This is a genomic window from Kitasatospora sp. NBC_00070, assembly GCF_045041205.1.
Lineage (GTDB): Bacteria > Actinomycetota > Actinomycetes > Streptomycetales > Streptomycetaceae > Kitasatospora.
The window spans coordinates 5,946,147-5,970,202 of the sequence record NZ_CP108247.1 but is presented as its reverse complement, the minus strand read 5'-3'; the positions used below and the strand labels follow the sequence as shown (position 1 = coordinate 5,970,202).

At 70.9% G+C, this 24,056-nt stretch carries 25 protein-coding genes, 1 tRNA gene and 1 pseudogene; 15 read left to right on the top strand and 12 right to left on the bottom strand.

The genetic code is table 11. The features are described from left to right. Positions 1–12: 12 nt before the first annotated feature. The 3 genes from OHV05_RS27085 to OHV05_RS27075 form a co-directional block, all read right to left on the bottom strand. The gene (locus OHV05_RS27085) at positions 13–483 is read right to left on the bottom strand and encodes a hypothetical protein (RefSeq protein WP_405019964.1); all 471 of its coding nucleotides are present in this window, start codon (positions 481–483) and stop codon (positions 13–15) included. Positions 484–507: 24 nt separating this feature from the next. Next, positions 508–1,095 carry a DinB family protein gene (locus tag OHV05_RS27080; RefSeq protein WP_405021556.1) on the bottom strand — a complete coding sequence of 196 codons (588 nt, stop codon included), beginning with the start codon at positions 1,093–1,095 and terminating at the stop codon, positions 508–510. A 76-nt stretch (positions 1,096–1,171) separates the two neighbouring features. Further along, entirely contained in the window at positions 1,172–1,660 is a 489-nt protein-coding gene (locus OHV05_RS27075; RefSeq protein WP_405019963.1) for a hypothetical protein, read from the bottom strand. Between the two features lie 365 nt (positions 1,661–2,025). Between OHV05_RS27075 and OHV05_RS27070 the strand changes: the two genes are divergently transcribed. The 4 genes from OHV05_RS27070 (at position 2,026) to OHV05_RS27055 (ending at position 6,431) form a co-directional block, all read left to right on the top strand. Then, positions 2,026–2,646, top strand: coding sequence for an alpha-ketoglutarate-dependent dioxygenase AlkB (locus tag OHV05_RS27070; RefSeq protein ID WP_405019962.1), 621 nt, complete (start codon positions 2,026–2,028; stop codon positions 2,644–2,646). Between the two features lie 105 nt (positions 2,647–2,751). Further along, positions 2,752–2,946: an IclR family transcriptional regulator C-terminal domain-containing protein gene (locus OHV05_RS27065; protein ID WP_405019961.1), complete on the top strand. Its 195-nt coding sequence runs from the start codon at positions 2,752–2,754 to the stop codon at positions 2,944–2,946. A gap of 322 nt (positions 2,947–3,268) precedes the next feature. Beyond that, positions 3,269–4,996: an ABC transporter permease gene (locus tag OHV05_RS27060; protein ID WP_405019960.1), complete on the top strand. Its 1,728-nt coding sequence runs from the start codon at positions 3,269–3,271 to the stop codon at positions 4,994–4,996. 46 nt (positions 4,997–5,042) lie between these two features. Then, on the top strand, positions 5,043–6,431 hold the full coding sequence (locus OHV05_RS27055; protein WP_405019959.1) for a nitrate/sulfonate/bicarbonate ABC transporter ATP-binding protein: 1,389 nt from the start codon (positions 5,043–5,045) through the stop codon (positions 6,429–6,431). 17 nt (positions 6,432–6,448) lie between these two features. Here the strand turns inward: OHV05_RS27055 and OHV05_RS27050 are convergent, their stop codons facing one another. Genes OHV05_RS27050 through OHV05_RS27040 form a run of 3 tightly spaced genes read right to left on the bottom strand, consistent with a single transcriptional unit; the run spans position 6,449 to position 9,237 of the window. Next, positions 6,449–6,856, bottom strand: a complete 408-nt coding sequence (locus OHV05_RS27050) for an ArsR/SmtB family transcription factor (protein WP_405019958.1) — start codon at positions 6,854–6,856, stop codon at positions 6,449–6,451. Between the two features lie 41 nt (positions 6,857–6,897). Continuing rightward, positions 6,898–8,733, bottom strand: a complete 1,836-nt coding sequence (locus OHV05_RS27045) for a TerD family protein (RefSeq protein WP_405019957.1) — start codon at positions 8,731–8,733, stop codon at positions 6,898–6,900. Between the two features lie 60 nt (positions 8,734–8,793). Further along, positions 8,794–9,237 (bottom strand): hypothetical protein, encoded by a 444-nt coding sequence (locus tag OHV05_RS27040; protein ID WP_405019956.1) that lies wholly within the window; start codon positions 9,235–9,237, stop codon positions 8,794–8,796. A 249-nt stretch (positions 9,238–9,486) separates the two neighbouring features. On the opposite strand from OHV05_RS27040, the gene OHV05_RS27035 reads away from it, so the two are divergent. The 4 genes from OHV05_RS27035 to OHV05_RS27020 all read left to right on the top strand — a co-directional run bounded on the left by OHV05_RS27035 (position 9,487) and on the right by OHV05_RS27020 (position 13,021). Further along, positions 9,487–10,356, top strand: coding sequence for an acyl-CoA thioesterase (locus tag OHV05_RS27035; RefSeq protein ID WP_403039252.1), 870 nt, complete (start codon positions 9,487–9,489; stop codon positions 10,354–10,356). A 161-nt stretch (positions 10,357–10,517) separates the two neighbouring features. Next, positions 10,518–11,303, top strand: a complete 786-nt coding sequence (locus tag OHV05_RS27030; protein ID WP_405019955.1) for a DUF1684 domain-containing protein — start codon at positions 10,518–10,520, stop codon at positions 11,301–11,303. 165 nt (positions 11,304–11,468) lie between these two features. Further along, on the top strand, positions 11,469–12,809 hold the full coding sequence (locus tag OHV05_RS27025; RefSeq protein ID WP_405021555.1) for an MFS transporter: 1,341 nt from the start codon (positions 11,469–11,471) through the stop codon (positions 12,807–12,809). A gap of 135 nt (positions 12,810–12,944) precedes the next feature. Beyond that, positions 12,945–13,021, top strand: a tRNA-Pro gene (locus tag OHV05_RS27020). A 283-nt stretch (positions 13,022–13,304) separates the two neighbouring features. On the opposite strand, the gene OHV05_RS27015 is transcribed toward OHV05_RS27020, so the two are convergent. From OHV05_RS27015 to OHV05_RS27005, 3 genes are all read right to left on the bottom strand, one after another. Then, positions 13,305–14,576 carry a tyrosine-type recombinase/integrase gene (locus OHV05_RS27015; RefSeq protein WP_405019954.1) on the bottom strand — a complete coding sequence of 424 codons (1,272 nt, stop codon included), beginning with the start codon at positions 14,574–14,576 and terminating at the stop codon, positions 13,305–13,307. Positions 14,577–14,941: 365 nt separating this feature from the next. Continuing rightward, positions 14,942–16,204 (bottom strand): hypothetical protein, encoded by a 1,263-nt coding sequence (locus tag OHV05_RS27010; protein WP_405019953.1) that lies wholly within the window; start codon positions 16,202–16,204, stop codon positions 14,942–14,944. A 511-nt stretch (positions 16,205–16,715) separates the two neighbouring features. After that, positions 16,716–17,150, bottom strand: a complete 435-nt coding sequence (locus OHV05_RS27005; protein WP_405019952.1) for a hypothetical protein — start codon at positions 17,148–17,150, stop codon at positions 16,716–16,718. A 246-nt stretch (positions 17,151–17,396) separates the two neighbouring features. On the opposite strand from OHV05_RS27005, the gene OHV05_RS27000 reads away from it, so the two are divergent. Beyond that, positions 17,397–18,119 carry a hypothetical protein gene (locus tag OHV05_RS27000; protein WP_405019951.1) on the top strand — a complete coding sequence of 241 codons (723 nt, stop codon included), beginning with the start codon at positions 17,397–17,399 and terminating at the stop codon, positions 18,117–18,119. A gap of 45 nt (positions 18,120–18,164) precedes the next feature. On the opposite strand, the gene OHV05_RS26995 is transcribed toward OHV05_RS27000, so the two are convergent. Further along, entirely contained in the window at positions 18,165–18,977 is an 813-nt protein-coding gene (locus OHV05_RS26995; RefSeq protein ID WP_405019950.1) for a DUF4253 domain-containing protein, read from the bottom strand. Positions 18,978–19,112: 135 nt separating this feature from the next. On the opposite strand from OHV05_RS26995, the gene OHV05_RS26990 reads away from it, so the two are divergent. Further along, on the top strand, positions 19,113–19,460 hold the full coding sequence (locus tag OHV05_RS26990) for a hypothetical protein (RefSeq protein WP_405019949.1): 348 nt from the start codon (positions 19,113–19,115) through the stop codon (positions 19,458–19,460). A 4-nt stretch (positions 19,461–19,464) separates the two neighbouring features. Here the strand turns inward: OHV05_RS26990 and OHV05_RS26985 are convergent, their stop codons facing one another. Further along, positions 19,465–20,703, bottom strand: coding sequence for an IS256 family transposase (locus OHV05_RS26985; RefSeq protein WP_405019948.1), 1,239 nt, complete (start codon positions 20,701–20,703; stop codon positions 19,465–19,467). A 253-nt stretch (positions 20,704–20,956) separates the two neighbouring features. Here OHV05_RS26985 and OHV05_RS26980 point away from each other — a divergent pair, with 253 nt between their 5' ends. The 4 genes from OHV05_RS26980 (at position 20,957) to OHV05_RS26965 (ending at position 23,262) form a co-directional block, all read left to right on the top strand. Continuing rightward, the gene (locus OHV05_RS26980; protein WP_405019947.1) at positions 20,957–21,454 is read left to right on the top strand and encodes a hypothetical protein; all 498 of its coding nucleotides are present in this window, start codon (positions 20,957–20,959) and stop codon (positions 21,452–21,454) included. A 394-nt stretch (positions 21,455–21,848) separates the two neighbouring features. Beyond that, entirely contained in the window at positions 21,849–22,115 is a 267-nt protein-coding gene (locus OHV05_RS26975; protein ID WP_405019946.1) for a hypothetical protein, read from the top strand. A 77-nt stretch (positions 22,116–22,192) separates the two neighbouring features. Next, positions 22,193–22,330 (top strand): hypothetical protein, encoded by a 138-nt coding sequence (locus tag OHV05_RS26970; RefSeq protein ID WP_405019945.1) that lies wholly within the window; start codon positions 22,193–22,195, stop codon positions 22,328–22,330. Next, positions 22,327–23,262, top strand: a complete 936-nt coding sequence (locus OHV05_RS26965) for a nitrilase-related carbon-nitrogen hydrolase (RefSeq protein ID WP_405019944.1) — start codon at positions 22,327–22,329, stop codon at positions 23,260–23,262. The genes OHV05_RS26970 and OHV05_RS26965 overlap by 4 nt, the downstream gene beginning before the upstream one ends. A 72-nt stretch (positions 23,263–23,334) precedes the next feature. Here the strand turns inward: OHV05_RS26965 and OHV05_RS26960 are convergent, their stop codons facing one another. Next, on the bottom strand, positions 23,335–23,616 hold the full coding sequence (locus OHV05_RS26960; RefSeq protein WP_405019943.1) for a hypothetical protein: 282 nt from the start codon (positions 23,614–23,616) through the stop codon (positions 23,335–23,337). A gap of 222 nt (positions 23,617–23,838) precedes the next feature. Between OHV05_RS26960 and OHV05_RS26955 the strand changes: the two are divergent. Then, positions 23,839–24,054, top strand: a pseudogene (locus OHV05_RS26955) (oligopeptide/dipeptide ABC transporter ATP-binding protein); the annotation flags it as partial. Positions 24,055–24,056 lie beyond the last annotated feature (2 nt).

The following is a 24,056-nucleotide window of genomic DNA, read 5'->3' as shown; positions in this document are numbered from 1 at the left end:
GCCGGGCGCCCGTCAGATCACCAGGCGGTGGGCCTCCGCGATGAACGCCTCCACCGCTTGCTCGAAGGACCGTTCCGTGCGCTTCAACTCCGCGCGGTCGGCTGCGGGTTCGATGCCGCCGATCAGCTCGAAGGCGGCGTGGGCGAGCGCGCCCAGCCGCTGATCATGGGTCATCAGTTGCATCCGGAACATCGCGGACTGGGCCGCCGCGCCCGACCGGTCCGCCTCCTGCCGGGCGGCGCGGACGGCGTCCTCGTCACGCGGACGGTCGTGGCGGCGGAGCCAGACGCCGACGGCTGCGCGCTCCAGCTCCGCCAACGCCTCGGCGAACGCCAGACAGGCGCTCGCCCGCTCCTGCCGCAGGCGCTCCGCCTGGGCGGACGCCGCTGCGCGGTCAGCCTGGCGGCGCTGGAGCACCAGCGTCCCGAACGTCCCCGCCAGAGTGCCGAGTACGGCCACCGCGGCGGCCAACACAGTTTCCATGTCGACAAGTTGACCACGCGAGGGTCAGGCCCGTCCGCCCACCTCGCGGGCCACCTGCTCCGGCCTGGCACGGTGGGCCGCCCACCAAGTGGGGCCGCCGGGCGGCAGGTTGTCGTTCTCGCCACGCTGGCCGACCGATCCGTCGACCAGTTCGCGGACGAGGTCGGCATGACCCGCGTGCCGGTGGGTCTCGCCGATCGTGTGGACCAGGATGCGATGCAGGGTCAGCTCACTCCGGGGGCCCCAGGGCACCCGACCGAGCGCGTCGAGCGGCAGCGCCGCGATCGTCGCGTCCGAGTGGGCCCAGGCCGCCCGGCAGCGCCCGACGATCTGCTCGCGGCTCCCGTCGACGGTCGCCGACAGGTCGGAGTTCGACTCGGCGTCAGTGGCGATCCAGAGCCTCGGCGTCTCGAACGGCCGCCCGAAGGTCTCGCCGAAGTACGCCGCCTCGGCGCCGGTCAGGTGCTCGACCAGCCCGAGCAGATTGGTACCGGTCGGCGTCATCGGCCGGCGCAGGTCGTACTCCGAGAGCCCGTCGAGTTTCAGCAGCAGCACGTCGCGCGCGTCCTGCAGGTACAACTGGAGGTCTGTCTCGGGTTCTGTCCTGGCGATCACGAGCGGAGTCAGATCGCCAGCACGTGCCGCTGCTCCGGAGCACGGTGGTGTCCGGAGCAGCGGGGTGTGGTGCCTAGGAGGGGTCGGTGATGCCGGTGATGGTCAGATCCTTGGTGTTCACCGTGTACCAGACGTCGGTGGTCGTGTCGTCGTCCCAGGTCTCGGTCAGGACGACTTTGGTGTTGCCGTCCGCCTGGCCGGCCTCCGCCCAGGAGTAGCTCTTGGGCAGTGCTTCCTTGCGGAAGATCGGGTCCACCTGGTGGTCGAACCCCCACTGGGTGAGGGCGTCGTTGAGTTCGGTCGAAAGGTAGTGCTCCCGGACCTTGTCGGCGGTGAGGCTCTCGCCAAAGACCATGACGGCCCCGTCCCTGACGGCCTGCCAGTAGTCCCCGACGAACGACGCGACGGCCTGCTCCGGGCGCGTCGACCTCAGGTCGGTGACAGCGGCCGGGGCCTTCAGGTTCTCGGCCTGCGCGGGGAGCGCGAGCAGGCCGGAGCCGGCGAGCAGAGCTGCGGCGCACGTTCCGATCACGGCGGTGCGCAGACGGGGGCGGTAGGACAAGGTGACTCCTCAGGATGTAGTGCGAAGGGGGTACGCCGCGCACTCAAACATCTTCCGAGCAGCCCGGATAGGGGCCATCCGGGGCACCTCCGCGCGGCCAGGTACCCGGGTGACGAGGCCGCCCCGGTTCACCCCTTGGGGAGAAGCGTCGGCCGACATCCGCCCCGAGGCCGCCGGTCACGCCAGGAGTACCCGTACGGCGGGTGGTACAGGGCGCAAGCGCACCGCCTTGGCACTGCTGGTGATCGACAGGACAGCTTCCGGGCCCCGAATCGGTCATGCTCGCCCGTCTGCCAGCACCCTCGGGCGCCTCAACCGAGTTCCAGAATAGAACATTCATTCGAGCATGGGCGTACGCTGGCCCCATGAACTTCCAGGGATCACTGCTGAGCGCGGACCGTCCCGAGCTCGGGCCGCTCGACGGCCTGCGCCGCACCACGCTGGGCCACGGGGCCTGGGTGGACGTGCTGCCCGGGTGGGTGCGTGGGGCCGACGCGCTGTTCGAGCGGCTGGCCGACGGGGTCGACTGGCGGGCCGAGCAGCGGGAGATGTACGAGCGGGTGGTGGCGGTGCCCCGGCTGCTGGCGTACTTCGGGGAAGGTGACGTGCTGCCCGATCCGGTACTGGCGGAGATGCGGGCGGAGCTGAGCGCGCGCTACGGGGCCGAGCTGGGCGAGCCGTTCGTAACGGCCGGGCTCTGCCTCTACCGGGACGGGAACGACAGCGTGGCCTGGCACGGGGACCGGATCGGGCGCGGGCGGTCGGCGGACACCATGGTGGCGATCGTCTCGGTCGGCGAGCCGCGCGCCCTGGCGCTGCGGCCCGCCGGCGGGGGCGGGGAGTCGGTCCGGTACGCGCTCGGGCACGGGGACCTGCTGGTGATGGGTGGCTCCTGCCAGCGGACCTGGGACCACGCCGTGCCGAAGACCGCCCGCCCGGTCGGGCCGCGGATCAGCATCCAGTTCCGCCCCCGCGGGGTCAACTGAGCACCCGTTCAGTCCTTCACCGCACCTCCCAGCCTGGAGACCAGGTGACGCTGGACCAGGACGAAGAACAGCAGCACCGGCAGCGTCTCAGGCCGGGGCTACGCGGTGGAGGACCCGGAGAACGAGCCCGAGGTGCGCTGCGTGGCCGCCCCGGTCTTCGACCACACCGACACCGTGACCGGCGCGCTCTCGGTCTCCGGCCTGACCTCCCGGATCACCGCGGCCCGGGTCCGGGTGCTCGGCCCGGCGGTGGCCGCCGGGGCACTCCGGGTCTCCCGGGCGCTGGGCTCGGGGCGCTGAGACCGGCTCCGCCTTTTGGGCTCGGGTCGCCGAGACCGGCTCCGCTGGTCGCGACCCGCAGTCCACGCTTATTTGCGCATTCGCGCAACAAGGGTGCAGACTCGGGGGGACGGAACGAAACCGGCCCTCCGCCGTGCCCCGAACCGAAAGGAGGCAGCCATGCGTACCGAGCCCCCCAGTCGCCCCTGCCTCCGCGTTGTTCGTTGAGCCTTTTTCCGTAACTCTCCGCACCGGCCACCGTCGGTTGCCCGGCCGTCGGCGTGCCTGCCGCGGACCGGGGACCTCGGCGTGCGCACAGTGTGCACCGGAGGTCCCTCTCGTGATGTCGTTCCGTACCCAGCACACCCTTGCCCGCAGGTCGGGCCGCTTCTCCTGGGTCGACCTGGTGGTCGCCTCGGCCGTCCTGGTCCTGCTCTACACCGCCCTGCGGGTGGGCCAGGGCACCACGGTCTCGTTCACCCCCGACCGGACCACCCTGGTCGACACCAGCCCGTCCCAGCTGCCGTACGACGCGGCCCGCAGCCTGCTGCGGATGTTCGTGGCACTGGCCGCCGCGGTGGTCTTCACCTTCTGCTACGCCTACGCCGCCGCCCGCAGCCGCCGGCTGGAGCGGGTGCTGATCCCGGCCCTGGACATCCTCCAGTCGGTCCCGGTGCTCGGCTTCCTGACCATCGCGGTGACCGGCTTCCTCGCGCTCTTCCCGGGCTCGATGTTCGGCCTGGAGTGCGCGGCGGTGTTCGCCATCTTCACCTCGCAGGCCTGGAACATGACCTTCGGGTTCTACCAGTCGCTGACCTCGCTCCCCCGCGAACTGGACGAGCTGTCACGGTCGTTCGGCTTCACCCGGTGGATGCGGTTCTGGAAGGTCGAGCTGCCCGCCGGGGCGATCGGCCTGGTCTGGAACGGCATGATGAGTTTCGGCGGCGGGTGGTTCTTCCTGGTCGCCTCCGAGATGATCAGCGTCGGCAGCCGGGAGTACGCCCTGCCGGGCGTCGGCTCCTACGCCGGGGCGGCCATCGCCGACGGCGACCTGGGCAAGGTCGGCTGGGCGATCCTGACCATGGCGGTCATGGTGATCGGGGTCAACTTCCTGTTCTGGCGGCCGCTGACCGCCTGGACCGAACGCTTCAAGAACGAGCAGTCGGAGGCCGGCGAGGCCCAGCGCTCGCTGGTGCTGGACTTCCTGCGCCGATCCAACTGGCCTCGTCTGATCGGCCGTTGGCTCCGCCCGCTGGGGCCGGCCTGCTCCCGGGCCGGCCGGGTGTTCGGCATCGACGACCGCCCGCTGGTGGTCGACCGGGCCAGGCGCCGGACCGGGGACCTGGTCTTCGCCGTGGTGGCGGGCGGCCTGATCCTCTGGGGCCTGGTCGACCTCGGCCGCTACCTGGACGCCAGCACCGGACTCGGCGTGTTCGGCGAGCCACTGCTGCTCGGACTGGCCACGCTGGCCCGGGTGTCGGTGCTGATCGTGGCCGCCACCGTGATCTGGGTGCCGGTCGGGGTCTGGATCGGCTTCTCCCCGAAGCTGACCCGGATCGCCCAGCCGGTGATCCAGGTACTGGCCGGCTTCCCCGCCAACTTCCTTTTCCCGCTGGCGGTCTGGTTCTTCCTCAGGACCGGTCTGTCGATCGACGTCGGCGGCATCCTGCTGATGGCGCTCGGCGCCCAGTGGTACATCCTCTTCAACACCATCGCGGGCGCCATGTCGATCCCGGGCGACCTGCGCGAGGCGATGGACGACCTCGGCGTCCGGGGTTGGCAGCGCTGGAAGCGGCTCATCCTGCCCGGCGTCTTCCCCTCCTACGTCACCGGCGGGATCACCGCCTCCGGGGGCGCCTGGAACGCCTCGATCGTCTCCGAGGTGGTCACCTTCGGCGCCACCACGCTGACCGCGACCGGCCTCGGCGCGTACATCGCGCAGGCCACCGGCGACGGCGACTTCCCCCGGCTGCTGGCCGGGGTGGCCGTGATGAGCCTGTACGTGGTCGCGCTCAACCGGCTGGTCTGGCGGCGGCTGTACCGGCTCGCCGAGACCCGCTACTCGCTCTGACCCCCTCGCCCTGCTGGACCCTTTTCTGGACCTCCGGAGGTTCCCCATGAAGCTGAACACCCTGCGTCGGACCCGTCCCACCGCCGCCCTGCCCCGCGCCGTGGACGGCGAAGTCCTGCTGGAGACCGTCGGGTTGACCAAGTCGTACGCCGGTGCCGACGGCGAGCTGCCGGTGCTGGGCGGGATCGACCTGGAGATCCGGGCCGGTGAGGTGGTCGCCCTGCTCGGCCGGTCGGGCTCGGGCAAGTCCACCCTGCTGCGCTGCCTGGCCGGCCTGGTCCCGGCCAGCTCCGGCACCGTCTGCTACCGGGGCCGGCCGCTGAACGGCGCCAACCCCGGTACCGCGATGGTCTTCCAGAGCTTCGCCCTGCTGCCCTGGCTGACGGTCCAGCAGAACGTCGAACTCGGCCTGGAGGCCCAGGGCTGGAACGCCACCGATCGGGCCGAGGCCGCCCGGCAGGCGATCGACCTGATCGGCCTGGACGGCTTCGAGTCCGCCTACCCCAAGGAGCTCTCCGGCGGCATGCGCCAACGGGTCGGCTTCGCAAGGGCTTTGGTGGTCGAGCCGGACGTGCTGATGATGGACGAGCCGTTCTCCGCACTCGACGTGCTGACCGCCGAGAACCTGCGCGGCGAGCTGATGGAGCTCTGGGAGTCCGGCCACTTCCCGACCCGGGCGATCGTGCTGGTCACCCACAACATCGAGGAGGCCGTGCTGATGGCCGACCGGATCGTGGTGCTCGGCTCCCGCCCGTACGGCACCGTCCAGGCCACCTTCGAGGTCGGGCTTGACCGGCCGCGCGACCGCAACAGCCCCGCCTTCGAGGAGCTGATCGACCAGGTGTACCGGACCATGACCGGCCGGACGAAGGAGACCCGCACCCCCGGCCGGGACACCCCGGCCGAGCGCCGCACCCCCGCCAACACCCCGCTCCCAGCCGCCGGGGTGGACGGCCTGGCCGGCCTGGCCGAACTGGTCGCGCACGCGGGCGGCAGCTGCGACCTGGCCGACCTGGCCGACGACCTGGGCCTGGAGGTCGACGACCTGCTGCCCCTGGTGGACGCCCTCGACCTGCTCGGCCTGGCCACCGTCGGCGGCGACGACCTGGTGCTCACCGAGCGCGGCACCGCCTTCGCCCGGGCCGACGTACAGACCTCGAAGACCGTCTTCGCGATGGCCGCGATCGGCGTGCCGCTGGTCCAGCTGATCACCAGCAGTCTGCGGCAGAACCCGTCCGGCACCCTGCGGACCGGCTTCTTCCGCGACATCCTGGCGCACCACTTCACCAGCGTGCAGGTGGACCGCCAGCTGGAGACCGCCACCGACTGGGGCCGGTACGCGGAGCTGTACACCTACGACGCCGAGCGCCAGGAGTACCGCCTGGACGAGAACGGCCTGCTCGGGCGCGGCGAAAGCGACGGGCCGGGTGAGTGAGAGCAGGGCGGGTGCGGCTAGGCGGGCTTCGGTGCGAGGGCCTGCCTGGTCCGGGCCCGGGCTCGGGCCACCGCCGGCTCCCCCGCCGGCGCGGCCCCGGTGACGTCCGGGCCCGGTACCGCCGTCCGCCCGACCACCAGGGCCGTCTCCAGCAGGCCCCGCACGTCGGCGCCCTCGGCGGCCCGGTAGAAGATCCGGGTCCCCTCCCGCCGGGAGTCGACCAGTCCGGCGGCCCGCAGCTTCGCCAGGTGCTGGGAGGTGGCCGCCACGTGCGCCCCGAGGAGTTCGGCGAGCGCGCTCACCGGCAGTTCCGCGCCGCTCAGCGCCCACAGCAGCCGGTAGCGCGCCGGATCGGCCACCGCCTTGAGCACGGCCACCGCCCGTTCGGCCCCGGCGGCGTCCCACGGTCGTACTTGCGCTCCCATGCAAATATCCTACGCCGCTCTCCGGGGTCGCCCCGCGCCGGTCAGTCCTCGATGTCGACGCCGTAGGAGCGGGCCAGGCCCTCCAGCCCGTGGTCGAATCCCTGCCCCATCGCACGCAGCCGCCACGACACGCCCCGACGGTAGAACTCGGCCAGCAGCATGGTGCGTTCGGTGGTCGCCGCGTCCAGCGTCGCCTGCGCCAGCAGCCCGCCGTCGCTCCCACGTCCTGCGGCGATCTCGATGGCGCCGACCTCGCCGAAGGTCACGACTCCGTCGATGGCCGCCGCCACCACGACCTTCCGGGTCGAGACGGGCAGCCCCGCGAGATCCACCGTCACGGACTGCTCGGTCGGGCCGTCGAGCCCGAGCAGGACGGACCCGCCCGGGCTCTCCGGCGCACCGTAGAAGACGAAGTCCTCGTCGCACGAGACCTGTTCGTCCTCGTCAACCGCGAAGGCCACCACGTCCACCTCACAGCTGGTCTGCTGTCCCCAGCTGACGTTGAGCTGCCAGCGCGCCCCCGCCGTTTCGACGGGCAGGTCGACGACGCCGCCGCGCGGCAGTACCGGGGTCTGCGGGCCGTGGTGCCGCACCACGCCGAACTGCGGGTCGTCCAACCAGCCGGGCTCGTACACGACCAGCCCCAGCGTGGCGATCCTGGGCAGGCGGCGGTCCGGCACGCCTCCCGGGAGCAGGACGACGTCGGTGACGTTCGCCGACAGGTTGACGGCCGCGCTGCCGCCGAGACCGGTCACCCGGGTCCGTACCGCGGCCGCGTCGGGGTGCGTCCCGCCCATGACCAGGACCCGGCGGCCCGTCAGGGGGCCCGCCGAACCGGCCCGCGCCGACGGCACAGCCGGAGCGGTGGCCAGGACCGGTACCGACGCGGAGGCAGGGCCCGGGACCTGCGCCGGAGCGACGACCGGGGCCGGGGCTGCGGCAGGGGCGGGCGCGACCGGGCCGCCGTCCCGCGCCACCCCGGGCCGGATCGCCGGGAGCAGCGCCCGGAAGTCATCCTCGTCCAGCACCGGCACGCCCTCCGCGACCGCCCGCCGCCCCTTGGCCGAGCCGGAGCTCAGGTCGTTGGTCACCAGCAGGCTGGTGTGGCGGCTGACCGACGTCATGACGTTCAGGCCGACCGCCACCGCCCCGGCCACCAGTTCCTCACGTGGCAGGCGGGTCTCGCCGGTGACCGCCACCTTCATCCCCTGGACCAGGTGACCGCCCGGCTGCCAACGCCCCGGATTGTTGAAGGCACACGGGCTCTTGGGGATGCTCGGCCGGTACTCGGAGGCGCGCCTGGGCGGACAGTCGACCAGCGGCAGGGCCACCCCGAGCCGGGTGGCCTCCGCCAGCGACCCGCGTAGCACCCCCGCCAGCACCCGGGTGTCGTCCAGCGCATCGTGCGCCTTCAGCTGCCGCACTCCGTAGAACGCGGCCAGGGTGCCCAGGCGAAGATTGTCGGTGGGTGTGCCGATCCGTCGGTTCAGGGCCACCGTGCACAGCCGCCGGGTGACCGGGAGGGGCACCCCGGCGGCGCCGAACTCGCGGGCCAGGAAGTCGTAGTCGAACTGCGCGTTGTGCGCCACCATGACCCGATCCCGGAACATCTCCGCCAATCGCCCCGCGACCTGCTCGAACCGGGGTGCGCCCCGCAGCCGCTCCGGCGTCAGCCCGTGGATCTCCACCGGCCCCGGGTCGCAACCCGGGTCGAGCAGCGTCGAGAACTCACCGGTCCGCTCCCCGAACGCGTCGACCGTGATCACCGCGACCGACAGCACCCGGTGCTCGGCCGCCCGCAGGCCGGACGTCTCCACGTCCACCAGGGCCCATTCGGGAGCAGGACCGACGGCTTCCGGTGCGGTGTACGAAGTCATGCCCAGAAGAATGCTCGATACCCTCGCCCGCGCTCAACCCGTTCGGCAACCGAACTGTCGTCAGATCCCCATCTGCGAGGCCGAAGCAGTCAGCGAGCGCGCGTAGCCAACCCGTGCGCTGTAGTCCTGGACCTGCGCGACCGAAGCCACCGGCAGCTGGATCTGGTGCAGCAGTCCCGGCCCCTGCACCACCACCTGAACCGACCCCTCGGTGCGGTCCTCCTTGGCCAGCAGGAAGAGCAGGCCGAGGAAGCAGAACACGAAGAAGACGACCGCACAGACGATCGCCCACGCCGGGATCGCCCGGGTGGTGCGGGACATGTCGGTGAAGGACCAGGTCACCCGCCCGATCGGGCACCTGCCGCTCGGCGTGACGACCTCGAACTGCGTGCAGACGATGTCCCCGATGGTGACCATCGTCCCCGGCAGCTGCCCCGGCGGTAGACCGGTGCCCGCGCCGCCGGGCTCGGGCAGTGGGGGCGTGTTCCAGGACGGTGTGGTCATGGCGGGCTCCTTACCGGGGCTCGGACGCCGCCCCGCTCTCGGGCTCCACTCTCGGTGGGAGCCAGGGTGGCTGCACGCCTGGTTGAGCCAACTGCGTGCGCCCCGGGGTCGGCCGCCCCAGGCGACGGCCGGAACGACCCTGGTGGAGGGCGGCCGGGCGGGAATGCCGGTGGGATGTGCAGACTTCTGGGTAGACGAACGCAGCGTCGGGCCCGGTACGCGGCCCGGCCGAGAGAGGACGACACGACTATGGGCACCCCCGTCGACCAGTTGGTGGACCTGCTCGACCTGGAGCAGATCGAGCTCAACATCTTCCGTGGGCGCAGCCCCGAGGAGGCGCTCCAGCGGACCTTCGGCGGGCAGGTGGCCGGGCAGGCCCTGGTGGCGGCGGGGCGGACGGTCGAGGGCGACCGCCCGGTGCACTCGCTGCACGCGTACTTCCTGCGGCCGGGCGTGCCCGGGGTGCCGATCGTGTATCAGGTGGACCGGATCCGGGACGGGCGGTCGTTCACCACCCGCCGGGTGCTCGGCATCCAGCAGGGGCGGAGCATCTTCGCCCTGACCGCCGACTTCCACGTGCCCGAGGCGGGCGGCATCGAGCACCAGGAGGCGATGCCGGACGTCCCCGGCCCGGAGGACCTGCCGAGCGCGCTGGACGAGGTGGGCGCCCGGCTGGGCGAGCTGCCGCCGTTCATCAGCCGCCGCCAGCCCTTCGACATCCGGTACGTGGAGCGGCTGAAGTGGACCCAGCAGGAGTTGGTCGGGGTCGAGCCGCGCAGCGGGGTCTGGCTGAAGACCAACGGCGCGCTTCCCGACAACCCGCTGATCCACGTCTGCGCCCTCACCTACGCCAGCGACATGACACTGCTGGACTCGGTCCGGGCCCCGGTCGAACCGCTCTGGGGCACCCGGAACTTCGACATGGCCTCGCTCGACCACGCGATGTGGTTCCACCGCCCGTTCCGGGCCGACGAGTGGCTGCTCTACCAGCAGGAGTCCCCGATCGCGCACGGCGCGCGCGGGCTGGCCCGGGGTCAGATCTTCGACCGGAACGGCCGGTTGGTCGTCTCGGTGATGCAGGAAGGACTGTTCCGGCCGCTGGGTGACCGACGGGTCTGAGGGTAGACGCCGCTCGTGCGCGGACGGGTCGTACGCTCACAACTCGTAGCCGTACAGCCGGTACGGGTACGGCTCGCAGGCATTCGACCCGGATGCACACGGCACGCAGGCGTACGGCCCGGACGCGATCAGGCCCGTACCCGAACAGGGAGGAAGCAGTCATGACCGACACCGCCATCGAGGCGTGGCAGCGCTGGACCGAGCGCCGCACCGCCGCCGTCGGCGCCCCGCACGGGGCCCTCGCCCTCACCGGCACGCACTGGCTGGAGCCCGAGCCCACCGCGATCCCGGGCCTGCCAGGCCGCTGGTGGGCCGCCGACGGTGCGGTGCTCGTGCAGGCCACGGCCGCCGACGGGCTGCGGGTGCGGGGCGCGGAGGGCGCGCCGGACGGCACCGTCGAGCTGCGCCCCGACACCGCTCCGGACGCCGACCTGCTGACGTTCGGTGAGGTCCTGCTGGTGCCGATCGAACGCGAGGGCGAGCTCGCCCTCCGGGTCTTCGACCCGGACTCTCCGGCGCGGGCGGCGTTCGCCGGGATCGCCGCCTACCCGTACGCGCCGGAGTGGGCGGTGCCCGCCGTCTTCACCCCGTTCGAGAGCGACCACGACGTGCTGGTGCCGAACGCCGACGGCCGGGAGCGGCCGCTCGCGGTCACCGGCCGGATCGCCTTCCAACTGGCCGGCGAGCCGCACACCCTGACCGTCAGCCGCGAGGGCGACCGGCTGACCGGGGTGATCGCGGACGGGACCAGCGGGCGGGAGACGTACCGGTTCCGCTTCATCGTGCTGCCCGCGCCGGACGCCGACGGCCGCACCGTGCTCGACCTGAACCGGGCCTACCTGCCGCCGTGCGCGTTCGCCGACCACTTCGTCTGCCCCTTCCCGCCACCGGGCAACCGGCTGACGGTGGCGGTCGAGGCGGGCGAGAAGCAGGTGCTGACCAAGTAGCGGGGGCCGGCGGGTGCCGGGCGGGTGGAAACCGTTTCGGCGGCGGCGGGGCGGTGAGCGAGGATGAGGCCCGTGCCGACCACTCCCCCTGCGCCCGCCACCCCGTCCAGCTCCGGTCCCGCCGGTCCCGCCGGTCCCGCCGGTCCCGCCGACCATGGCCTCTCCGTGGGCGGGGCCTCGGAGGCGATACCCGCCGACCCCGTCTCCGCCGACCCCGTCTCCGTCGACCCGGCCGACCCCGGGCCGTCGGGAGGGGGTGGACGGTGGCGCCGGCTGGGCCGGGGTGCACTCGCCGACCTCAGCCCGCTGCGCGAGCACCCCGACTACCGGCGGCTCTGGACCGGCCAGGTGGTCTCCGCCGTCGGCCAGCAGATGACGGCGGTGGCGGTCGCAGTCCAGGTGTACGCGCTCACCGGTTCCAGCTTCGCCACCGGCCTGGTCGGGCTCTTCTCGCTCGTCCCGCTGGTCGGCCTCGGCCTGTACGGCGGCGCGATCGCCGACACCGTGGACCGCCGCCTGCTCGGCCTGGTCGGCTCCTCCGGACTCGCCCTCACCTCCGCCGTACTGGCCGTCCAGGCCATCCTCGGCCTCGGCTCGGTGGGCTTGCTGTACGCGGCGGTCGCCCTGCAGTCCGGCTTCTTCGCGCTGAGTTCCCCGGCCCGGTCGGCGATGATCCCGCGCCTGGTGCCGCCCCACCAGCTCCCCGCCGCCAACGCGCTGGGCAGCATGAGCATGAGCCTGGGCACCACCGTCGGTCCGATGATCGGCGGCCTGCTGATCGCCGCCTTCGGGGTCCAGTCCGCGTACCTGGTCGACACCCTCGCCTTCAGCGGCACCCTCTACGCAATGTGGCGGCTGCCCGCCATGCGCCCCGGCGACGGCGCCCCCCGCAAGCGCGCCTCCGTCCTGGACGGCCTGCGCTTCCTACGCAGCCGCCCCAACCTGCGCACCAGCTTCGTCGCCGACCTGATCGCGATGGTCTTCGCCTCCCCTCGCGCGCTCTTCCCCGCCATCGCCCTCACCGTCTACGGCGGCGGCCCCGGCACGGTCGGCCTGCTGGTCGCCGCCCCCGCCGTCGGCTCGCTGGCCGGCGCCCTGTTCTCCGGCTGGGTCTCCGGGGTGCGCCGGCACGGCATCGCCATCGTCACCGGCGTCGCCGCCTGGGGCCTGGCCATCGCCGCGTTCGGCCTCTCCACCCACCTCTGGCTCGGCCTGCTGATGCTCGCCGCCGCCGGCTGCGCGGACAGCATCAGCATGATCTTCCGCAACACCATGCTCCAGGTCGGCGCCCCCGACGACATGCGCGGCCGCCTCCAGGGCATCTTCATCGTGGTGGTGGCCGGCGGCCCCCGCCTCGGCGACTTCTTCGCCGGCACCGTCGCCTCCCTCACCACCTCCACCACCGCCCTCCTCACCGGCGGCCTGACCTGCGTGGCCGCCGTCCTCCTCCTCGCGGCCCGCCGCCCCGCCTTCCGCCGCTACGACTCCCACCACCCCGCCCCCTGACCTGCACGGCACGCCCGCCCCCGCCCCGGAAACTGGCAACGAGCACCCCTCCCCGTGCTGTATTGTTTTCCACGTCGCCGGGAGATCGGCGACACGGTCAGAAAGCCGAAGCCCCAGGGCCAGGCAGCCAGACCACGGGACGTGGCGCAGCTTGGTAGCGCACTTGACTGGGGGTCAAGGGGTCGCAGGTTCAAATCCTGTCGTCCCGACCAGCGTTTTCGCAGGTCGGAGGCCGTCTTCGCAGAAATGCGAGGGCGGCTTTGTCGTGTTGGTGGTCGTCAGCTGGTCGTTCCCCGGCGCTGGCCGCAGCGTGTGGCTGCGAGATTGAGCTAATGGATCATCAGCTGCCTTGTGCTCCGCCTCAGTCCGAGCGCACCGGGGCATGCCTGATCGGCCCCGTGCGGCCCATCGTTGGAGCTTCCCTCCCCCCTCAGTCGCTGATTGTCACCGCCCTCGTGTGCGGTACTGCTGCGGATCTCGGGCACTGATGGGTGTTCACGCGGCTCGCCGGTAGCCGGTCTGATGCTGCGTCGGTTGGCTGCCTGCTGTTCCGCGTGTCCTCCTACGGCGGTTGCGGCGTCGTTCTTCGCGTTTGAGGGCGTGGGCGATGGCGTCGACGGCTTGGTGGGCTGCCTTGCGGGTGAGGTGGGCGTAGATGTTGGCGGTGGTGGAGTAGGTGGAGTGCCGGGCGGTCTTGGAGACGATGGTCATCTCGACGCCTTCGTCGAGGGCGGTGGTGACGGCGAAGTGGCGCAGGTCGTGGACGGTGCAGTCTGGCAGGCCGGCGGCGCGGGCGATCTGGTGGAAGTGGTTGAGCACGTACTCGGGGTGCAGCGGGCTGCCGTCGTCGTGGTGGAAGACGAAACCATCGAGGGTGGTGCGGTCGGCTTCCTTGCGCAGGCGGAGCAGGAGCTGTCGGGCTCTGGGTGAGAGGGCGACCCATTGCCGGCTGGCCTGGGTCTTGGGAGTGGTCATGGAGAGCTGGTTGTTGTCGATGGCGGACAGGGTCCAGCGGACGTAGATGAGGGCGGGGTGGAGGAGGACGTCGTGCCAGTGGAGGGCGAGGGCTTCGCCCTTGCGCAGGCCGGTGCAGACGATCAGCTCGATGAGGTCGGCGAACTTCGGGTCCACGGCGCGGCAGTACTGGAGGAAGGTGACCACCTGGGCGACGGTCCAGATGGTGCGCTCCTCCGAGTGGGGGCGGTGGATGATCGTGGGCCTGGCGACGTTGGCGGGCAGGCGGTGGGTGCGCTTGGCCTCCCCGAGGGCGGAGGAGAGGGTGGCCAGGATGTGCCAGACGGTGGGCCGGCCGCGGCCGGCGGCGAGTTGGGCGCGGGCGTAGGCGAGGAGGTGCTCGTAGGCGAGGTCGTCCAGGCGTACCGAGCCGAGGGCGGGGATGAGGTCCTTGGTGACGTAGTCGCGGTAGCGGACCCAGGTGGTGGGCTTGAGGGTGAGCTTCTTCGCCGCCAGCCAGGTGGTGAGGTACTCGGCCACCGTCTGGTTCGGGTCAACGCTGACGCCGAGCCGGCGGCCGGCCTGGTAGCGGCGCAGCGCGTCACGGGCGTCGCCTTCGGTGGGGAAGCCGCCGCGGCGCACCGTGCGGTTGTGACCGCCGTGGGTGGCGGGCGGGAGCTCGAGGGCGAACGTCCAGGTCCCATGGTCGGGTTCGGTGGTGAGTCGGGGGCAGTGGGTGCCGAGCTGGTGGCGCTGCTGGTCGCGGCAGCCACAGCGACGGTAGACACGTCCCACCGCGAGGTGGGCACGCATGACGATCACCTTCAGACAACGGGTGCGGTGAGCGGCAAACCCCATCCTGCTCCGCCCACGCACGACGGTCCAGGGCCACGACCACAACCCGACCACCACTCCCCCGAAACCCCCGCCGACCTGCGGCGATCCCTTGACTCGTGACAAGGGGACCCGGAACCCGGCGGGGAAACACGGGCCCTGACCCTTTCGCCGCCAGCTGGCCTTCGGCTTCGAGCACAGAGAGTGATCTGAAGGGCGGGGCCGGCTCGTCGAGGCACGCAACCTGCGCACGGCTACGGTACGTGACCGTGCTGCCGAGACGGGACTGTTAGCCCGTCGGGCACGTGGAGATGTTCGGCCCGCTCGGCGTCCCTTTCCTCAGCTCAGTCCTCGTGGTTGCCGGTCTCGGGCCGCCAGGCCCGCAGCAGCTCATCGGCGGGAAGCTGGGTGTCCGGGTTCGCCAGGCGGCTGACCGGCATGGAACTCGTCGCGGCGTCCAGGAGCTGCTCGGCGACGAGATGCGGAACCAGGACGGCCACCGTGGCGGCCTGCCAGTGGGCCGCCACCTGGTACGTGGCGATCACGGCGCACTCCCACGCGCCGAGGGAGTCCCTGTCCTTCTCCTCGTACGGTTCCCGGACGACGGGCGGGAGCTTGACGGCGATGAGCTGGCGCGGAGCGTCGCCGTACTGAGAGACCTGAGCCCGGGCGTCGGAGATCCAGCCTGCGACGAGATCGTCGAAGGCTGCTTCGGCCTGCGGGCGGCCCTTGCGTCGGCGGCCGAAGGCATCGCCCACCACGGAGGCCACGGCCCAGCCGTTCTCCTCCAGGCGGCGCCAGGACCATCCGGCGCGGCGCTCCCACTCCGACCAGGCACGCCGCACCACCATGGGCGCGTCCTCCCCCAGGCCCGCGAACTCCGGTCCAGGCACGAACCGCGGCTCCCCCAACAGCCGGACAGCCGCGGCGTCCACCAGGCTGGCCGGCCGGAGCAGGGCAGCGAACGCCCGTCGTTCCTGCTCGATGACCGAAGCGAGCCGCACCTGCAACGGCTCGGCCCACGCTTGCAGATGAGGGAACGTCAGAACGGCGTCGTTGCTGCGGATCATGTAGGTGTGCAGGCGACGCCAGTGCTCCAGCCGACCCAGCCGGATCTCCCGGGCCCGGGTGAACCGCTGCCACTCCTCATCGTTCCAGTCGTCGTCCTCCAGCTCCTCCAGCCCGGCGGCCCCGCCGCTGTGCGGCTCCAGGACCTTCGCTGGGGGGTACTCACCGATCGCGAGCGCTGAGGCGGCGTCCACCTGCGCCGCCTCATGCTCCGGGTCGGGTTCCTGATCCAGCCAGATCTTGAGGGCGCCGACGTCGACAACCGCAGCCCCGAGTTCCAGCAGGAGGCTGTCGGCCAGCACCGGCCAGCAGCAGCTCCCGCACAGCCGCCCCACCGCCTCCCGCAGCGGAACCTCGACCCGGACGATGCCCGGTGCCGAGCCCAGCCTCCCGCAGTCCTCCGCCCCGTGGAGCTTGCCCTTCCCCGTCGTAGAGGAGTGACAGGTCAAAGTGAGGTCGCCCGCCGCCCCGAGGGGGACCTGGGAGGTGAACGTGCGGCCGAGCGGGACGGCGCGCTCTGCGGGGGTAGTCAGCGGCATGCGGGAAGGCTAGCGGTGCCCGCCGACAGCCACCTCATCTCCGCCAAACCGCCCGCAGCTCCTGCGCCGGCGGCCAATAATCACCATCTGACGGCCGCCCGCCATGTCGCTACGGGCGCGTCCGGCACCGTGACCGCCCGGGCGGTCACGCCAGCGCCTTGTGTTTCTGTCTCGACGTCAACCCTTGCGTGCCGTCGGCGCTCGTTCGTCTGGTTGCGGGCAGGGAGGCTGGGCCTGATCCAGTGCGGCAGTGGTGAACTGCACGGTTGGCGGTCGGCCAGCCGGCCGACGTCTGTGTGTCCTTTTCCCACCAATCGTTGCGGTCGGCATGAAGAAGATCACCACAGTGGCCGTCATGGCGCTCACCGCAGCCGCCATGTCCGTGGCCGCCCACGCCGACAACGACTCCAACCGCTGTCGCCGGTCAGTTTCCTTCCGCTCGCCCGGGCGCGGGCCACCAACTCGTCGATCAGGCCCTGGTCCACGGCCTCCGACGCGGTGCCGTGGGGGGTCAAATGAGGCGGTCGCGGTCCCGGGCCGCGATGGCGCGTACGAGGGCGGCGAAGGTCCCGCGGCTCCGGTCCTGATGCCGTTCCGCTTGCTCGTCGTCCCAGTCCTCCTCGTCCAACCCGTCACCCTCGTCTTCGTCTTCGTCGGGTTCGGCGTACTCGTCGTGCAGGATCCAGCAGCCCTGGATGCCGGCGAGGAGGTCTTCGAGGAGATCCCGAGCAGGGCGCTGGGGGTCGAGCGGGGTGATGCGCAGGCCCGCCAGTTCCATCTCCTCGTCTTCGTCGTCGTACTCGGCGAGCAGTTCCTGCGCTTCCTCGAGTTGTTCGCGGAAGGCTTCCGGGTCGGGCAAAATTCCGTCCGCGACCCGCATGGCGTGGCGTACCAGCCCGGTGACGGCATCGTAGGGAGTGGCGCCCTCTTCGAGGAGCTCCAGCACGAGGGGCGGTGTCTCGTGGGCCAGGGACTCGATGTTGTCCGCCTCCCGGACCACGGGGTGTTCACGAGTGGGGCTGACCAGGGCCCGGAGAGGGCAGCCGAAGATCGCTCCCCGAGCGACGAGTGATCGCTTCCCGAATGCGGGTCATGTAGGTCGGCGAGCCGAGTCGGACTGCAGCAGGAGAAGGCTTGGCACTCACGCGCCCACCGTCGGCCGGCCGACCCGCAGGTGTGCGAAGATCCGGGAATGCTGACCGAACGGATAGCGGCGGTGGACTGGGCCGCGATCCCCACGCCGGCCCTTCGGGTCCCGTCGTGGGCCGCCGAGCGCGTTCCGCATGACGGGCAGCTACCAAATCCGGTTGCGCCGCTGCAGGTGCTGGCCACCGCCCGCAGTCAAGTCCAGGTTGCCAACGCCGTATCCCGATTGGAGAACACCAGCGTCCTGCACGGGCACATGGCCGCCGTCTTCCCCGCAGCGGTCGCCGCCACCCCGTTCCTGCTGGAAATCGCCGAACAACCGGACGCCTTCCCGTTGGCCCGCAACTCCGCCCTCGGCCTGCTCAGCGAGTTCCTGACGATGGCTCCCTTCATCGGGTTCAGCCGCATCGACGGCGCGGCACTGTGCTGCGCGGTGGCGGATCTGGTCCGCACCCGCCGGACCTTCCTCCATTCGCTCGGCAAACCTGGCAGGGAACTGCTCCAAGAGACCGACGAGCACTGGCGTTTCGAGGTTGCCGAGGTCCTTACGGAGGGCGACCAGCTACTCGCCTTCGGCGGGCTGGCCGGAGACCTTCCCTCCGACACGGCCCGTGGGGAGGACCAGCGGAGCGGCACTGTCTGCGTCGTCTCAGTCGAGTATCCGCCAGCGGACAAGTCCGGCGGTGCTTGCCTACGCCTCGAAGGCCTCACCGAGGTGGCCGTCGGCACGGTACTCCGCCCCGCCGAGTGCGGCGAGCGGGAGCACTGAAGTCACTGACAACCGATCAGATGGCCGCAGCGCCAGTGATGTTGGTCAGTCCCACCAGAACTCCCAGCAGTGGGCACCGATCAGCTGCTCGGAGTACGCGGTCAAGGTGTAGGGGTGGCTGCTCTGCCAGACATTGTCCGGGCAGAAGGCAAAGTGCTCGGCCGCCACCAGCAGGGCGTCGGCTGCCGTCAACGGAGGTGCGGCGACGCTCAGGTGGAGAGTGGCTGGACCGACGGCGACCACGCGGGCACCGAAGCGCTGCTCCCAGCCTCGTACGACGGCGGAGAACTTGGCAGTGTCGTTGTCGTAGTTGAGCGGCCCGTCCCAGCCCGCGACAGTGATCGCGTCGGAGCCCGTTCCGGCGACGACGAGTCCCAGCCGCGACTGCGGCCGACGGGCAACGAAGTGTTCCGCGTATTCGGCGGCCATTTCGTCCGGATCCAGGAGTGATCGGGGACTGGATGCAAGTCCTGGCCAGAGCTGGCCGAAGGGGGCGGTGACGGCCTGGCGTTCTTCCGGCGAGAGCATGTCGTCCTCTTCATCGAGGGTGGTGTAGTCCTTCCACCACCTCGCGAGGAGTTCGGCCGGGTCGTGGGCGTCGGGTGAGGACATCCGTTCAGGGAAGAGTTCACCCGCTCCCCAGGGCCTGAACTCACTGTCGAAAGGCTCCCCGGAGTCGAGCAGTAGAGGCCACAGGCCCGTGCGGACGTGCTCGGCGCGCACCATCACCCACAACCCGGCGGAGGCCGGCCCGTCACTCAGCCAGAGGGGCTGCAGATCTCCGTCGCCCTCATCCGAGATGATCATCCGGCCGGGTGGGAGGGGGATGCCGATGGGCAAGTGAAGTTCAGTGGCCATGTGGCCGGATGCTAGTCCCGAGATCCGACAGCTCCGGCCTCAAACAGGCCCCTGCCAGACCAACCGTTCGAGCGGTGTCCATGAGCACGGCCGATCAGGGCTGGTAGACGCCGAAGATCGCTTCACATTCGGTAGATGATCGTTTCCTGTCTCATTGTCCTGGGTGTCTGGGAAGCTGCCGTGTGGCGCAAGCGGTGGATGGCGATGGGAGCTGCTGAGGTGGGTTTCGAGGGTGAGGTCTGGCGGCTGGTGCGCCAGGAGGAGCTGGTCGGCGAGATCGTGATCGACGAGGCCGACTTCCCATGGCTGCACGGGCGGTTCGCTCCGGGGCCGGCGTTCGTGGGTGTGAAGCCGTGGTTCGACGAATCGCTCGCTCTGCTGGATGCAGAGGAGTACGAGCGGTTCGAGGACTCGTACGACCAGATCGCGCGGTCTCTTTCGCTCGCCGGGCCGTCGGGGGTCGTGTCCCTTGTCGTGGTGTAGCCGATCAACCGGCGGTCGTGTTCGTGGTGTTGGGTAGCGCGGGGGCGCTTTCGGGGAGCTCGGGGTAGAGCTGGTCCATGCTGCCCTCGGGCAGGTAGCGGCGGGGGAAGGCGATCCACTCGTCGTGCAGCTCGAAGAGCACCGCCGTGACCAGCCGAAGCAGCGCGTCATCGTTGGGGAGGACCTGGACGACGTCGGTGCGGCGCTTGACCTCGCGGTTGATCCGCTCAAGCGGGTTGGTCGACTGGATCTTCTTCCAATGTCGTTCCGGGAAGGCGGCGAACGCGGTCAGGTCGTCCTTTGCTTCCAGCAGCATCTCCTTGACCTTCGGGAACTGCTTGCCGAGCATGTCGGCGACCGTGTCGAGCTGGGCTCGCACCGTTTCCCCGGAGGGCTGGGCGAAGATCGTGCGGATCGTTGCCGCGACCATCTCGCCCGCTTCCTTGTTGATCACGGAGAAGGTGTTGCGTAGGAAGTGGACGCGACAGCGCTGGTAGGCGGCGCCGAGCATGACCTTCCGGATGGCCTTGACCAGGCCGAGATGGTGGTCGCCGATGACGAGCCGGACCCCGGTCAGGCCGCGTTCGCGCAGGTGGCGGAGGAATTCGGTCCAGAAGACTTCCGTCTCGCTGTCGCCGACCATCACTCCCAGGACCTCTCGGCCGCCGTCCTCGGTGACACCGGTGGCGATGACCACGGCCCGGGAGACGATCTGGTGCTCGACCCTGGCCTTGCAGTAGGTCGCGTCGAGGTAGACGTAGGGGAATCGGACATGGTCCAGCGGCCGGGTGCGGAACGCGGCCGGCTGGCCGTCCAGGTCCTGGCAGATCCGGGAGACCTCGCTCTTGGAGATCCCGGTGTCCGCGCCGAGGGCCTTGACCAGGTCGTCGACCGACCGGGTGGGCACGCCGTGGACGTACGCCTCCATGATCACCGCATACAGGGCCTGGTCGATGCGCCGACGGCGCTCGAGAAGCACGGGGAAGAAGCTCCCCGACCGCAGCTTCGGGATCCCCAGCTCAAGGTCGCCGGCCTGGGTACTGAGTGTCTTGTCCCGGTGGCCGTTGCGGAACGAGGTCCGGGTGTCGGTGTGCTCGTTCCACTCGGCGCCGATCCTCGCGGTCGCCTCGGCCTCGATCAGTTCCTGGAGCATCCGCTCGGCCACACCACGGACGAGTTCGAGCCCGTCCGCCGAACGTAGTGACTCCAGCAGCCGCAGTAAGTCATGCTGAGACAGGGCCACCCTGCACCTCCCAAGTTGAACTGGCCGTTCACTTCGGAGAGTTGCACGGTGGCCCGCCCTATGGGCAGAGAGCAGAACCCAACCGGGCACACGCCCCCGGCGTACGCCTGAGCCGTGATCGGCTACACCACATCAAGGGACGCCATCCGCTTGCCTGTGGAGCGTGTCGGATCAGAAGCCGGTGACATTATGTGACAGGGTGAATTCATTGCATGGTGTGACTCGTGGGTGGCTCCTGTCCTGGAGGCATTTGATGATCATGTCGGCGCGAACCCGTTCCTTCCGTGTCCTGGCCTGCGCTGTGCCCTGCCTTTCTCTCCCGCTCCTCTTGGCCGTCCCCGCGGCGGCGGAGGATGGCCCGGCGGGGGCCTTTGTCGAGGTCGAGAGGGGCCGGGCGGCATTCGACGGCAAAGCCAAGATCATGTTCTCGTACCGGTGCGGCCCCGAAGAGACCCCCTTCACCGGGCTGGGGACGGTCACGGTCCAGCAGGCGCCCGATGGCCGGCGCTTCCGCGCCTCCGGCGGGAGCAGCTTTGAGGCGACCTGCGACGACACGGATCGCCGCCGGACCATCACGGTGACCAGCGAAGGGCAGGACTTCACCGCCGGGCAAGCCGTCGTGGAGGTCAGAGTCCCGGGCTCGGCCACCGACAACGACATCCCGGGCACTGGCAAGGGAGCCGCCGCGGACACCCCGTTCGGCAAGACGGCGGACCGCCAGAAGCTGCGCCTGAACCTCACCGGGAACTGACGCGACGCTGGAAGGGCGGCACAGCAGGCCGTACCGCTATCCCGGGGGTGGCCTGGTCACTCCCCCGGTCCGATGTGCACCCGCAGGCCAGTTGGCCGGGCTCGCCGACGGTGCGCCGAGGCTGGCCGGTGCACTGCCGGGACGGCGGCCTCCGGTTCGCTCCGGGCCCCGCAGTCGCCACGTCGGGCGCGTCGTGCTGCAGATCCGCGCCTTGGTGGCGGGCGCCCCGGCCGCGACCAGTATCTGAAAAGGCCGCTCTTGACAGCCCGTCAGGCTTCTGTGCCCCTCAGTGCGCCCTCCAGCACCTCGTGCGCCGGACCGCTGACCCGAATTCCCCACCCCACGTGATCATTCGCCGCCTGCGCGGCGCGTGGCCGCTTCTACTGTGGTGGGCATGACCAACGTGGGGCCCGAGCAGCCGTCACCGCATGATGGGCCCCTGCCCGAAGCCGACGCGGCGACGGTTGCCGAGCCCCGCTACGAAGCACTGCAACTGCCGCCGGACTCCTGGGGGCGTGAACCGTGGGCGGTGCTCGACCACCACGCCGGCCGCTGGGTCGAGGCAGGCGTGGAAGTCGACCTCTACGCCACCCGCGACAGCGCCCGCTCCTGTATCCGCCGCCTGCACTACCTCGACCAAGCCGGAATCCGCTGGCACTGAACCCACGGTTCACGTCGCCACAAGTCCGGTGGCAGGAATGGGCGGCCTGGAATTCCCCGTGTACGGCCAGGTCGGAGGTGACGCTCGGTAGCGATGTGGCGGGGCAGGTCGATACCGCCATCACAGTGATCATGGTGTCCGATGCGGTGGTGATTCGTTTCTTCTCATGGGCGGTCGTGGGGATCGCCGATCATGGAAAGAGCATGCATCGATGACGCTGCCCGTTCGTATCGTCTTCCGCTCCGCACTGCGTGACGCGCCCGCCGTCGGCGAGGGCCTGCGGGTGGCGCTCTACCAGGGCCAGGGTCCCGTCGGCAGCCGGGAAGCGGTACGGCAGAACATGGACCGGCTGGCCGAGGTAACCGCGCTGGCCGCCGCCTACGACTGCCAAGTGGTGGTGTTCCCGGAGAAGTACACCACCGGCTACGCCATCGACCCCAGCCAGTGCCAGGAGCTGGCGGAACACCGCGAGGGCCCCTCGGTCGACCGGGCCCGGCTGGCGGCCAAGGAGAACGGCCTGGCCGTGGTCCTGCCCTATCCCGAACGTGACGGCAGCGACTTCTACGACTCCATCAGCGTGATCACCGCCGACGGGCAGGTCGCCGCGAACTACCGCAAGACCCACCTGTACGGGGCCGCCGAACGCCGCAACTACTCCTTCGGCCAGGAGCTGCCGCCCGTCGTCACGATCAACGGCATCACGGTCGGGGTGCTGAACTGCTACGAGTGCGAGTTCCCGCCGCTGTACCAGTACCTGGCGGAGCACGGTGCGCAGATCGTGCTCGGCCCCACTGCGGCCGACTTCCACTTCCGCCTGGCCGACGGCACCATGAGCCGCGTCCCCTACCAGGACGCCACCCGCCACATCATCCCCGCCATGGCCAGCATCTGGCGCCTGTTCATCGCCTACGCCAACCGCCGCGGCTGGGAACAAGTCCCCGCCGGCGCCTGGCAGTACCAAGGCAACTCCGGAATCTGGGCCCCCAACGGCGAACCACTGGTCACGGCCACCGCCGAAGACCGCCACCACGACACCCTGCTCATCGCCGACTGCCTCCCCGCCACCGTCCCGCCCTTCAGCCCCGAAGGCCACCACCCCACCGACAACCGCCTCGCACTCAACCCCGCCCTACGCCCCACCCGCTGAGACACCACCCGGATCTGCCGGCGCCACCCGCCGACGCCGTAGTAGGCATGCCCGGCCCGCCGAGCTTCCGGGTCAGAAGGCGCGGGCGGCGGCATCACAGGTCAGGCAGACGTAGCCCTTCCAGCGTGGCGAGTACCATCCCTGGCCCGGCCGCCGCGGGCTCCACGGGTCGGTCACCATGGCGGCGGTATCCATCGCGCACGCGGTCAGCGGCCCCACATCGCCGAGGGCGTCCGGATCCGAGGGCGCGGCGTGGACCCGCCGCACCGACAGGGCATCAACCGGATCGCCGCCGACCCCCAGGACGACTTGGTCCAGCGGCTCGACCAGCTCCAGCAGCACCACGATACCCATGGGCCAACCCTGCGCGTTCCCGCACGCACCCGCGACCGCACCGCGGGGGCCGCCGCACCACGGGTACTCATCGCCGACAAGCCCGTCTCCGCACTCGACGTATCCGCCCAAGCCACCGTCCTCAACCTGCTGCGCCACCTCACCAACGACCGCGGCCTGGCGAGCCTGCTCATCTCGCACGACCTCGGAGTGGTCCGGGCGGTCAACGACGACGTCGCCGCAATGCAGCTCGGCCGGATCTGCGAACAGGGCCCGACCGAAGAGGTACTGGCCTCCCCCGCCCACCCCTACACCGCCGCACTGCTCGCCGCCGTCCCCGAACCCGGCCGACCGCTCCGCGACACCGGCCTGCTCCCCACAGACCCACCCTCCCCGCTGAACCCGCCCTCGGGCTGCCGCTTCCGCTCCCGCTGCCCCTGGCAGACCAGCGCTGCGCCACC